Origin of the sequence: Haliscomenobacter sp., assembly GCF_965225875.1 — a bacterium.
Lineage (GTDB): Bacteria > Bacteroidota > Bacteroidia > Chitinophagales > Saprospiraceae > Haliscomenobacter.
Window position 1 is genome coordinate 1,810,750 of sequence record NZ_CBDDBS010000002.1, and the last position, 13,198, is coordinate 1,823,947.

At 50.5% G+C, this 13,198-nt stretch carries 3 protein-coding genes; 1 reads left to right on the top strand and 2 read right to left on the bottom strand.

The annotated features are described in order from the left end of the window. The first annotated feature begins 3 nt into the window (after positions 1 to 3). Complete coding sequence (locus ACO08K_RS09965) at positions 4 to 2,601, top strand: beta-mannosidase (protein WP_421796248.1); 2,598 nt, start codon at positions 4 to 6, stop codon at positions 2,599 to 2,601. Between the two features lie 125 nt (positions 2,602 to 2,726). Here ACO08K_RS09965 and ACO08K_RS09970 read toward each other — a convergent pair whose 3' ends face one another. After that, positions 2,727 to 9,947 (bottom strand): gliding motility-associated C-terminal domain-containing protein, encoded by a 7,221-nt coding sequence (locus ACO08K_RS09970; protein ID WP_421796249.1) that lies wholly within the window; start codon positions 9,945 to 9,947, stop codon positions 2,727 to 2,729. Between the two features lie 402 nt (positions 9,948 to 10,349). Next, on the bottom strand, positions 10,350 to 13,172 hold the full coding sequence (locus ACO08K_RS09975) for a PAS domain S-box protein (protein ID WP_421796250.1): 2,823 nt from the start codon (positions 13,170 to 13,172) through the stop codon (positions 10,350 to 10,352). Between the last annotated feature and the right edge of the window lie 26 nt (positions 13,173 to 13,198).

The window sequence follows — 13,198 nt, forward strand, 5'->3', positions numbered from 1 at the left end:
TGGATGCGCTTTTTTTCATTCCTCATCCTAATGGCCTTGCTGAGTGCACTATTGGGATGCCAAACGCAACCCAACAGCGCTATGATCGAACTCAAGGATAACTGGACTTTTCGACAAGCCAACAAAGGCAACTGGATGCCTGCTACCGTACCTGGCACGGTGCATACCGATTTGATGCAAAATGGCAAAATTCCCGATCCCTATTTCCGCATGCAAGAGGAAGAAGTACAGTGGGTGGACAAAGCCGATTGGGAATATAGCTGTCGCTTCACCATTGAGGAAGATTTTTTGAAATTCGAAGCCATTACCCTAGAATGTTTGGGACTGGACACCTATGCAGATGTGTACCTCAATGGGCAATTGTTGATTTTGGCGGATAATTTTTTTGTGGCTTATGAAAAAGAAGTCAAACCCTTGCTCAAAGTTGGGCAAAACCACTTGCGCATATTTTTTCATTCCCCCATCACCGTTGGATTACAAGCTTTGAGTAAACACAAATACGGCCTGCCCGCCACCAATGACCAATCCGAACGAGGTGGCCTGGGGGATAAAAAAGTAAGTGTTTTTTTGCGTAAACCCGGTTATCATTTTGGCTGGGATTGGGGCCCACGCCTCGTAACCAGTGGCATTTACCGCCCTATCCGGCTGATGGGCTGGAACAAGGCGCGGCTGACTGATGTCTATTTTCAGCAGGATAGTTTGAATGATGAAAAAGCGAAACTTACCGCGCGTTGTGAGGTAGAATCGCTGGTGGAGCATGAGGGTTTGATCGAAATTTTTCAGGGCGACACCTTGCTGGGCATGCAGGAAGTAGCCATGTTGAAGGGCAAAAATGAGTTCCACATCCCCCTGGAGATTTACGCCCCCATCCGTTGGTGGACGCATGATTTGGGCAAACCCCATTTGTACAAACTCACGGCGCGTTTATCCTATCAGCGCAAACCCATCAATGAGCTTTCACGAAAAATTGGGCTGCGCACCATCAAAATTGTGCAAACCCCCGATGAAAACAAAAAAGGCAGCTCCTTTTACTTTGAACTGAATGGGCGACCCGTTTTTGCCAAAGGGGCCAACTACATCCCCAACGATATGTTCATCCCCCGGGTGAGCGACGAACGTTATCAAAACCTGATCCAGTCCACCGTGGATGCCAACATGAACATGCTGCGCATTTGGGGCGGAGGTTTTTATGAAAACGACATCTTTTATGACCTTTGCAACGAGCAGGGCGTGCTGGTTTGGCAAGACTTCATGTTTGCATGTAGCATGTACCCCGGCGATCCTGAGTTCCTGCGCAATGTGGAGGAAGAGGCAGTGTACAACGTGAAACGCCTGCGCAATCACCCTTGCTTGGCCATTTGGTGTGGCAACAACGAGATAGATGTAGCCTGGTCGCAATACAACGAATTTATGGGCTGGGGCTGGAAACAACTCTACACCATGGCGCAGCGCCGGGAGATTTGGCAGACTTACGATACCATTTTCCACAAACTACTGCCCACCATCGTCGGTGCCCATCATCCGGGGATGTTTTATTGGCCTTCCTCGCCCTACAATGTACCGGGCAGGCACGCCAATAGCCATACCCCCAATGGCGACATCCATTATTGGGGCGTCTGGCATTCGGAGCATCCCTTCAGCGCGTATTACGACAATATTGGGCGCTTCATGAGTGAATACGGCTTCCAGTCTTTCCCGGAATTCAAAACGGTCAAAACCTACGCCTTGCCCGAAGACTGGAACATCGAATCCCCGGTCATGGCAGCTCACCAACGCAGCGGCATCGGCAATTTGCGAATCCGCAGTTATATGCAGCAAAACTACCGGGTGCCCGCCAATTTTGAGCACTTCCTCTACGTGGGGCAATTGCTCCAGGCCGAGGGCATCAAGATGGCAATCGAAGCGCATCGGGCCAGTATGCCTTATTGTATGGGCTCCCTGTACTGGCAAATCAACGACGTGTGGCCCGTGGCTTCCTGGTCGGGCATGGATTATTACCAGCGCTGGAAAGCGATGCATTATTTCATCAAAAAAGCTTTTGAACCCACCATCACGGCTGCTTTGGTTAGGGATGGGAAACTGAGGCTCAGTGTAATTTCCGATGAGTTGGGTGAGCGAGCGGGGGAATTGCGCCTGCGCCTGATTGATTTTAATGGAGAAACCTTATGGAAAAAAGATACCAGCATACAAATGCCGCAAAATACGGCGCTGCATGCCCTGGAATTGCCTTTGACGGAAATTTGTGATTCCAATACGGCCAAAAAAACGGTCTTGTTGGTTGATTTGTACAGCCAGGATCATCACATTTCCCACAGCCCAGTCTACCTCGCCAGTGCCAAAGTGCTGGAATTGCCCACTGCGCCAGCCATCGAAAAGCAGGTTTTGCCGAGCGAGGAGGGCTTTTTGATCCGCCTACGTGCCAGCCAATTGGCCAAAAACGTTTTCCTGGACTTTGGGGATGAGGTGGATGGCTTTTTTAGCGACAATTATTTTGATCTCTTGCCGGGTGAGCTGGTGGAGGTGGTGTTTAAGCCGAAGCAAAAGGGGGTGAGTTTGACAGCGGAAGGGTTGAAGATTTTGAGTTTGGGAGAGGCGCAGTAGCCACATGGCGACCCACTGTGGTGTTGCTTCGGTGCCTTAGGTTTCTTAGGTGGTGAAAAAGAAAAATATTTTACCACCTAAGAAACTTATGGCACTTAAGAATCACCTCAGCAGCGACAGCCCCATCACCTTACCAAATTCACCTCCCCAGCCTTCGAATACGTGCTTCCATTTTTCAGCCGCACCACACTCGAAAATACGTACAAGCCAATCGGCGAAGGCTGCCCCCGCGAAGTCCCATCCCAACCCTTGGTCGGGTCATCTACCGGAATATTGATCCCTTCAAACACCAGGTTTCCCCAGCGATCAAAAATCCGCAAATACTCCAGGGCTTCGATTTCATCGCCCCCATAACCGCTGAAATAATCGTTGACCTCATCCCCATTCGGGCTGAAGGCATTGGGGAAATAGGCCTCCACCTGACCAGCCACCAAAACCTGAATTTTATCACTCACTTTACAGCCCGCACTGTCACTCAGCTGTAAGGTATAAGTGGTCGTAAAGGCAGGTTCCGCCTGGGCATTCAGGCTTTGAGCCGAAGTCAGCCCGCTTGGTGGCGACCAGGAGATTTGGCTTGGATTAAAATTGAGCTGCGGTTTGAAGGTAACCTTGGCACCACGCCGGAGGGTGGTATCTGGGCCAAGTTCCAGGCTCAAGCTGCGGGGGGATTGAATGGTAATGGTCGTGTCAAAACTACACCCCGAAGCATTGGTGATGTTCAGCGCAAAAGTCCCAGGATTTAAGTTTCTGACGGTAAGCGGTGGATTGTTGAAGCGCTGGATGGTATTGTTCAGCGTCAGGGTAAAGGGGCCTTGCCCTCCTGTAACGTTGCGTAAGGTAAAGACGCCCAAATCGCCAGGGCAAAGGGGATTGATCAGCCCCAGACTGACAATCAATGCCGAGGGATCAACGGCAAGTACCAGGCTGTCCTTCGCAGAACAACCAATGGCGTCAGTCACGGTGACGACATAAGTGCCCGGTGTCGCATTGCGCGGATTGGCCTGACCATTGAAGCGGGTCACGTTCCAGGTGTATTGGAGTAGCCCGGTGTTGCCAGTAAGTGTAGTATTGAGGTGACTACTGCCACAATCGGCGCGGGTAGCCACAATGTTGATGCTGAGGTTACAAGGTGGTTCACTTAAGGTCGCCTTAACTTGTGCGTTACAACCATTGCTATCCGTCAGGGTAATCGTGTAAGCTCCGGCCCTCAGGTTGGAGATGGTAAATGCCCCCGTATTGCCAATGCTTTGATCGCTGCCATTGGGGCTCCAATTGATGCGGTATGCGGGGGTTCCTCCAGCATAAGTCAAGGCGATGCTTCCACCTGTTGGACGAGCTGGAGTAGGTTGGCTGGCGGGAATGGCGGCCAGGGTGAGTCGTGTCGGATTAAGCAAAGTGACGTTTAACGTATCTTTACAAGCAGCCGCATCGGTCAAGGTCACGGTGTAGGTTCCGGCGGCCAAGGCAGTTGGGTTTGCTCCATTTAGGGCGGGATTGCTCCATGCGTAAGTCACGGCTCCATTATTGCCCGTAAGCGTGACCCGAATGCTGCCGGTCGCAGTACCATTACAATCCGGATTGATACCCTGGGCCGTGCCGACCAGTTTACAAGTAATGTTTTGCAGGCTGAAGCTACAAGTATCCGTACAACCATTTGCATCGCTGACCCGTACGGAATAATTCCCCGCCGCCAGATTGCTGAAGCCGAAAGTGTCTACGCTGCTTTGTTGCATTTGCCCGGGGCTGGGGCCACTCAACTGGATGTTGCGTTGACCGCTACCTCCGCGGATGACCACCCGGGCGCGCCCGTCGCTGCCACCCACGGTGCTGGGCTGGTTGACGACGGAGCAAATCGTTTCGAGCTGTGCTGGTTCTGTAATGCTCACACTTGCAGTATCGCGACAAAGCTGGGCATCCGTCACAATCAATTGGAAGTTGCCACTCGGCAAACCGGTCGCCCGAGGGTTGCCGTCAAAACGATTGTCGCTCCAATCATAGCTGAATGGCCCAATACCACCAGTGATGGAGCTTTGAATACTGCCCTGACTGGCTCCTGCACACAAATTATTCGTTGGCGTTAAGGTCAAAACAAGATTACAGATCGGGTCATTGATCCGAAAATCACAGCCTTGCACCGTGCAGCCATTTTTATCGAACAAGGTCAGGCGGTAATCACCTTTGCTCAAGTTGTTGACGGTAAAACTATCTACACTCAAATTGAGGAAACTGTCGCGTTTTGCTCCGCTCAAAAGCAGCTTGTACGGCCCGGTTCCACCACTAAATCGTACGGTAATGCGGCCGTTTTGCCCACCAACCGTTGTAGTTGGTACAGGTGTTCCACAGGTTAAACGCAGGGCGCTGGGCTCTGCAAGTACCAAGGTGTCGATCCCAGCGCAACCGATCGAATCGCTGACTACCACGGTGTACGTTCCCGCACGCAGATTACGTGCGGTTGCCTGGCCATCGTTTGTATTGTCGCTCCAATCGTATTTGAAGGGTGCCTTGCCTCCGTTGACCGCGACGCTGATTTGGCCATTTGCCGCGCCATTACAAAGCGGGTTTATTCCCTGTAATAGCAAGGCTAAATTGCAATTGGGTTCGCTTATGCTAAAAGAACAACTCTGCTGGCAGCCATTGATGTCGCTGATGATCACGGTATAATCTCCGGCAGACCAGCCCGTCAAATCCACACTACCACTATTGCCTTCCGTACGGGTGCTGGTAACGGGACCTTGAACACGGATAAAGTATGGCGCAACTCCTCCGCTGAAACTCACCCGGGCAATCCCTTCGTTGCCTTTGACGGTGATGACGTTGCGGATGATTTGGCAAGAAAAAGTCAAAGCAGCAGGGTCCCGTAAAACGGTGTCCAGCACCACCCGGCAATTGATGGCGTCGGTGATGGTGACTTGATAGTTTCCAGCAGCGAGGTTGGATAGGGTATCCTTGTTGGGTCCACCATTGCTCCATTGGAAGCTATAAGGTGCTACCCCCGCAGTGGGTATTGCAATCACTTGCCCATTGGCCTCGCCCTGACAGGCTGGGGCCTTGGTCGACAAGCTGGCTTGCAGGTTACATACCGGTTCACGGACAGTAAAGCTGCATGAAGTTCGGCAACCATTGACATCGATGAAATTGGGGGAATAGGTCCCCGGTGGCAAACTGCCCAGCGAGATGCTATCGCGACCACTGGCAGTCACACTACCCGGTTGTGAACCGCCCCAATCCAGCGCAATCGTCCCGGTTCCGCCGGTATACTTCAGCTTGGCGCCCCCATCGCGCCCCCCCACAGTAGTAACATCCGAGATGACTTGACAATTGGCCACAATTGGTGAGGGTTGAGTAAGGTTGATTTGGGCGGTATCGGCACAGCCCAGGTTATCGGTCAGGATCAGGGTATAAGTTCCTGGTCCCAAGTTTTTTAGGGTGTCGCGGGCGATGCTTCCAGCGCCGTTGCTCCAGCGGTAGGTATAAGGTGCCTGGCCGTTGCGTACACTTGCGGTCAATACGCCGTTGTTGTCGCCATTGCACAAAATCGATTTTACGGTGATAATGTTGGCGCTTATGGCACAAACAGGTTCGGTAATGCTCAGCAGACATGAATCGACACAGCCATTTTGATCGCGCAATACGATGCGGTATTGTCCAGCGCTTAGCCCGGTGATGGTGGTGTCCCCACTGCGGCTCAGGGTGAAACTGCCTGAGTTTTTTCCCGACCAGGAGATACGGTAAGGGCGAGTCCCTCCATTGGTGGTGATCAGAGCGGCGCCATTGTTGCCGCCAACCCGGGTCACCGCGCTTTGTTGGGCGCAGCTTAGCACCACAGCCGCTGGTTGGGTTAATACGATGGTATCACTAGCCCGGCAACCAACATTATCCGTGACGATAAAGGAATACCTGCCAGGGCCTAGATTACGTGGGTTGAATTGCCCATCGAGGGCGTTTTGGTTCCAATCGATGCTCAATGGGGCTTCTCCTCCTGTAGTGCTTACGTCAATTTGGCCATTGTTGGCACCATTACAGGTCGGGTTAAGTGATGTAGCATTCGCAGCAATGGTACAATTGGGTTGGATGATGGTAAACTGGCAGGAATCCTGGCAGCCCAGACTGTCGGTCACTAATACTTGATAAGTTCCAGTACTCAAGCCAGTAAGGATGGTGGTTCCCGCTCTCAGACTATCACGGAGTTGAATCACCGGGCCACTCAGGCTCAGTTTGTAGCGGGCGGTGCCGCCGTTGATGCTGATCCTTGCTTCACCATCGGTACCGCCTACTTGCGTTACGGCTTTGCTTACTGTACAAGTCAAGGCAATTTTGGTGGGTTCAATCAAGGTAATGGAGGCGATAACATCACAGGCTGTACCATCAGTTACCGTGACGGTATAGGTTCCCGGACCCAGGTTTGCCGGATCTTCTGTCCCATTCAAACTGGTCTGGTTCCACCGGATATTGACTGGCGGCAAACTGTTGTTGATCTTCAAATCCAGTTCTCCGTCTTTGCTCCCGTTGCAGGAAATCGGTTGTTTGATGCCCAACTCGATCCGCGGCCCAGGGGTAATGCTGACCCGGTAAAGTCGCTCGGCGCTACAGCCTGCTTTTTGGTCAAACATAAAAAAGTTGCCGCTGAAGCTCAAGGTTTGACCGGGTAGAAAGCGGGTACCCGTCCCATTGGGGCCACCGTAATAGGCTACATTGGGACTCAGGTTTTTGCCCGTAATCAGGGGCAATTGCAGGCTACCACAGGCAGTAGTGTCGGGTAGACTGTCAATTTGAGGTGGACTCAGGGTATCCAACAAAAAGCTACGCTCACCAAAACAACCCGGAACCTGATCAAAAGCGTAGAGCCGCAAATCCCCGCTCACGGTTTGGCCGGCAGTATATTTTGTGCCCCCTCCATTTGGTGCAGTGTAATAAGCTTGATTGCCACTGAGATTGGTTCCGCTGATGGGGGGCAAAGTATAAGCCCCGCAAATCTGTACATCCGCAATGCTATCCAGGCTGGGGCGATCCACAATACTAATGAGGAAGGTATCCTGGTCAAAACAGGTGGCCGTACCCGAGTATACAAACAAAGTTTGGCTGTTGCTGAAGTTTTGGCCAGGGCTAAAACGCAGGCCCGCGCCGAGTGACTGGGTGTAATAAGCCGTGTTGGCTGCAAGGTTTTTTCCCCTAATGGGCGGCAATACCAGACTACCGCATCTGGTAGTGTCCCGAATGGGATCCAAAATGGGCGGACTAAGGGTATCCAGCAAAAAAGTCCTTTCGCTGGTACAGGTGGTAATGCGGTCGAAGGCATACAGGCGTATGTCTCCCGCGATACTTTGCCCTGGCAAGTATTTGGTTCCACCGCCATTGGGCGCTGAATAATAAGCCTGGTTTCCACTGAGGCCTATACCTTTTAGAGTTGGTAAAGTGTAACTGGAACAAACCTGCACGTTCACAATGGTGTCCAAACGGGGTTGCGCAACAATGTTGACCTTGAAGGTGTCCTGGTCAAAACAGCCGGTGGCCGTGCTATCGTAAGCGAATAAAATTTGGGCGGTATCGATGCTCTGGCCCGGGAGGTAGCGGGTGCCACCGCCACGGGTTTTGGTGTAGTAAGCGGCGTTGGGGGTCAGGTTAGTGCCTTTGATTATGGGCAAGGTGTACTTGCCACAAATGGTGGTGTCGCGGATGGAATCGAGTTTGGGGGTGGTTTGAAAAGTAACGGTAAAAGATTTTTCATCGCTACATCCACCAGAATTGTAATAAGCGAAGAGGGTTTGCGAGCTGGTAATCACCGCACCCTGCGCAAACTTTGTACCTGTACCCGACGGCCCAGTATAATAAGCCTGAGTTCCATCCAAACTTGTGGTTGCAGTAATGGCTGGGAGTTTAAAACTGCTGCCGCAAACCGTTTGATTGGGTATGGGGGTGATTGCGGCAGATGTGCCGACATTTACAGTTATAGTCGCGGGAGAAAAACAGGGGTCAGTGGGGGTAAAAGTCAAGGTTTTGGCACCTGCAGTGCTGATGTTTAATCGATTGCTGCTCACTCCGGTGCCCGACCAGTTGCCTGCCTGGCCACCTTGTGTCGTATTTAGAGCCACGGGGGTAGGACTGGTACAAAAAGGGCCTGGAGTAACAACTGATATGGCTGAACTGGGATTAATGGTTACCGGAATATTTGTGGCAACTGCACATTGGCCGGCACCAGGGGTAAAGCGCAAGGTGCGTGGCCCAGTCCCACCTGTTCCGGTGTTTAGGTTTACATTGCTCGTCACACCGGTGCCCGTCCAGCCCCCGGTAGTACCATTGTCATCTGTAGTTGGCAATTGGATTATCCCCTGGCCTTGGCAATAGGGGCCCAAATTGGAAAATACCGCCGAAACTGGGGCTGTCACTTCAGCAGTAGTAGTCGCCGGAGTTGCGCATTGGCCTGCAGAAGGTGTGAAGGTGAGGTTTTTTGTACCAACCACCGTTGTACTTAAGCGGTTGCTGCTCACATTGGTGCCCGACCAGTTGCCATTGATCCCATTTTGGTTCGTAGGCAGGTTAATGTTACCCGAATTCTGGCAATAGGGGCCCAGGTCATCCAGCACTGCGGGGCCAGCCGGATCCACTTGTACGTCAATGGTATTGGGCGTTGCACATTGATTGGCGTTTGGTGTAAAAGTGAGGGTATGGGTACCAACGCCAGCAGTATTGGTATTAAAATTCGTTCCCGTTACTCCTGGCCCAGACCAAACCCCGGTCACTCCATTCTGGTTGTTGGCGAGTGCCACATTCCCCCGGTTGCTACAAAAGGGGCCAATATCGTTGAGCATAACCTGGCTAGGGGTTCCTGTAATACGAATGTTGTTAAAAGTAACAGATTCGTCACTTGCCCAGGTTTGGGTAAAAATTTCGATGGTTAACATAGCACCGGGCGTAACTGGAACTCCGCTTATACTGATTGTCCCGCTTTGTTGATTGTTTCCTGCACCAATCAAATCACTGTGTACTTCTGCTCCATCCACAAAAAAAAGCACCCAGATGAAATCCCAACAATTGGTGCAACCACCTGCAGCAGGGTCATCAGGATCACCACTGCAACCACCTGAGCCGGGGCATTCATCATTTGATTCTAAATTGCCTGAACCACCCCAGCCCAATGAAAATCTAAAATCTACTGAAAAATTTACCGAAGCACAAGCATTAGCCGTTGCATTATAGGTGTCCGATGTACGTGATTTTGTATTGGTGTATGTTCTTCCACCGTTACTAAAAATCACCGTCTGCCCCCATCCCATCACCGGCCAAGCCAGCACCAGCATCAAGACACTCCTCAACACCAACAATCGATAAAGCTCAGTATTGACCATCATTTTCCTCTTCGGTTTTGGGCGCATGTGATCAGCATGCAAAGCATTGGTCTTTCCAGTAGTTGTATGGCCAATACTTAAGCGATTCAAAAACTTCATCGTGACATTTTTGTGCGTAACAAATAAAGCAGAGTAGTGGGCAAAAATAAGTGTTCATTTTTCCTGAGTCAAAGGATTAGACAAGACACTTGAAATGAACCGTTTGCTTATCTAATCCTTTGGCAAAATGAACACTTATTTTTTATCGCCCTTGGTAGGAGAACGTACGTAGCAAATGGCTGAAAAGGACTTAGAGCTTGTTTAAGCTTCTGCAAAAATTGCAAAAAAACACGGGCGGATTAGTTTGAGCGCATTATTTTATTGTAAAGTGCTCATTTATCGTCAAAAAAATGACATTTTGAAGCTTCAAGACATGCTGCTCAATTCCGCCAGTACCAGTTTGATGCCTTGCAAAACCTCCGCCTCAAAACCGACGAAATCGCGGATCAAGTCCTGCGGGTCAAATTCTTTTTTGGCGCGTTCCAATTGTTCGGCGCGGGCGCTTAAATGCCCAAGTCCCACCATTTGGAAGGAAGGTTTGATCTTGTGCGCTTTGGCGGCAAAGGATTTCCAATCTTCAGCTTCCAGGAGTTCCCGCATCTGGGCAAGTTCGTTGGGGACAGTTTGGGCAAAGATGTCAAAAATCTCCCGCATGTACCCGGTATCCCCTTCGTACAACTCGGACAGTTCGTCGCGGTTCAAAGAAAGTGCAGTTGTACTTGGAGCCTGGGGTGAAAAACCGGGAAACAATTGCCGAAACACTTCCAACAATTGTTCAGGGGTAAAGGGTTTGGAGAGGTGTTGGTTCATTCCCGCTTGCAGTGCTTTTACTTTTTCATCCAACAAGGCCGAGGCAGTGAGGGCAATAATGGGCACCTGCTGATTGGCGTTTTGGGGGGCATTGCGCAGGCGCAGGGTGGTTTCGTAGCCATCCAGATTGGGCATCCGAATGTCCATGAGGATTAAGTCAAAAACTTCCTTTTCAGTAGCCTGAAGGGCCACCAGCCCATCATCAGCAGTAGAGTAGGTCAATCCCCATTTTTGCAAGAGGTTTTCCAGATAACGGCTATTCATGGCATTATCCTCCACGATGAGCACGTGAAACGGAGCCCCCCCTTTGCGCTGGTAAGCAAGTGGTAATTCTGATTTGTGCAGGACCGGGTTTTTGACTGTTTCAAAAGGAAGTAGGACGGTAAAACTGGTTCCCCCGCCCATAATGCTTTGAACTTGAATGCGCCCACCGAGTAGTTCCACCAGTTGTTTGGTAATGGGAAGCCCCAAACCTGCACCTTCGCGGGTTCTTTTGGCTTTGCCAGCCTGGTCAAAACGTTCAAAAATAAAAGGCAAACGATCTTCGGGGATGCCAATCCCAGTATCCGTCACCGTAAACTCAATCCAGTTTTTCCCCTCGATTATGGTGGTCGAAGCGGTGCAGCGAACAAAGCCCTGTTCGGTAAACTTGAAAGAATTGTTGATCAGGTTGAGCAAAATTTGGTTCAGGAAAGTAGGATCGGTACGCAAATACTCCGGTACCTCGGGCGCAATCTCGCACTGAAATTCAATGGGGCGTTGGGATAGTCTGAATTCGAAGGTTTTACACATGGCCTTTGCCATTCCTAAGAAATCAAAGTCCTCCAGATGGGGCTCCATTTTCCCTTGTTCAATCTTTGAAATATCCAACACGTCGCTGACCAAGGCTTGCAACAACTCCGCTGAGTACTGTAATGTATGAACGTATTCTGCCTGCTCTGGGCTAAGTTGGGTATCGTACAACAAATTGGTCATGCCCACGATGGAATTGATGGGGTTGCGGATTTCGTGACTCATGTTGGCCAAAAAAGCCTTTTCCGCGTCCCGGGCTTTTTCGGCTTCCTCCCGGGCGCGTTCCAAATCCGCTTGCAACAATTTTTGCTCGGTAATGTCCAGATGAATGCCTAATGTACCCGACAGATTGCCTAACTCATCGTAGATTGGGGTATTGTTAATCAGAGTCCAGATGATGCTGCCGTTTTTTTTGAGCACTGGAGCCTCCCAAATCACCGATTTCCCCTGTAAAAACTTAGCTTCTTCTTTATGGGCCTGGCGTTGGAAGTTAGGGGGAGCAAATAAAAGTTTGGGATCTTGTCCAATCAGTTCTTGCTCGCTATACCCCACCATTGCACAAAAGCGAGGGTAAGCCCGCACAATTTTTGCCTCAGAATTGACCTCCAACAAGCCCAATTCCATGTGTTCCATGATCCCCCGGTACTTTTCTTCACTTTTGCGGATGTGCTCACTGGCCATGCGTTGCGCACTTACATCCCGGTAATGCCACATGTGCCCCAGGTATTCGGTGCCTGAAAAAACCGGGATATAATGCCGCTCCAGGATTTTGCCATCCTGCATCTGTAGGTCTTCATTCAGGGTCAGCTCTCTTTTTTCCAATAATTCATCTACCCGCTGAACAAAGCGCTCTGGATTGCAAAAAAGTCCCTTGCTTTGTTCCGCTGCTTGGGCACAGTCGGCACCGATCAACAATTCGGGAGCAACCGGAATGCCAAACAGGTCGCAAAACTGTTGGTTGATCAGCACAATTTTACGGTTTTCGTCCTCTACCAAAACGCCAGCATGTAGATTCTGAACCAACCCTTTCAGTCGCGAATAGGTTGTAGTCAGGTCTTTGCGCGATTGCACTTCTTCGGTGATGTCCCGAGAAATAGAGTGTGCTTCAAAAAATTTGCCCTCCCGATAAATAAAGCTGACCTGCTGACCCAACCAGATCTCGCGCTGCCAGGCATTTTTCACTGGAAATTCCACGTAGCTAGAGGTCAAGCCATGGCGGATTTGATCTAGGTATTTAAGCCGGATGGGTTCGGCGTAATCATCACGGATGAGTGCAGCATAATGGGTGCCCAGCATATCTTCCTTGGGGAAACCCAGTAATTTTTCAGCAGCTGGATTGATGAAGCGAAAAAGCCCTTGATTGTCTGAAATGAAGATGATGTCTTGTACACTATTGACAATTTCATTAACGTAGTGTAGTTCCTTTTTTAAATCATCCGTGGAACTGAGTTTTGATTGAAGGGCTTCATTTTCCCGGAGCAATTGGGTAATGTATTGTTCTTTTTCCAAAAGTAAAGCTTCGGCTCTCACCCGAGCGGCTTTTTCTTCCAACCATTGCCTATTATCAGTGTCCAATCTGGTCTCCATCCTGGTTTCCTCAATTTCCTCAAAAT

What these genes read in the sequence shown, in the direction of transcription:
- ACO08K_RS09965 (WP_421796248.1), top strand. Translation starts at nt 4, where the DNA reads ATGCGCTTTTTTTCATTCCTCATCCTAATGGCCTTGCTGAGTGCACTA.
- ACO08K_RS09970 (WP_421796249.1), bottom strand. Translation starts at nt 9,947, where the DNA reads ATGATGGTCAATACTGAGCTTTATCGATTGTTGGTGTTGAGGAGTGTC.
- ACO08K_RS09975 (WP_421796250.1), bottom strand. Translation starts at nt 13,172, where the DNA reads ATGGAGACCAGATTGGACACTGATAATAGGCAATGGTTGGAAGAAAAA.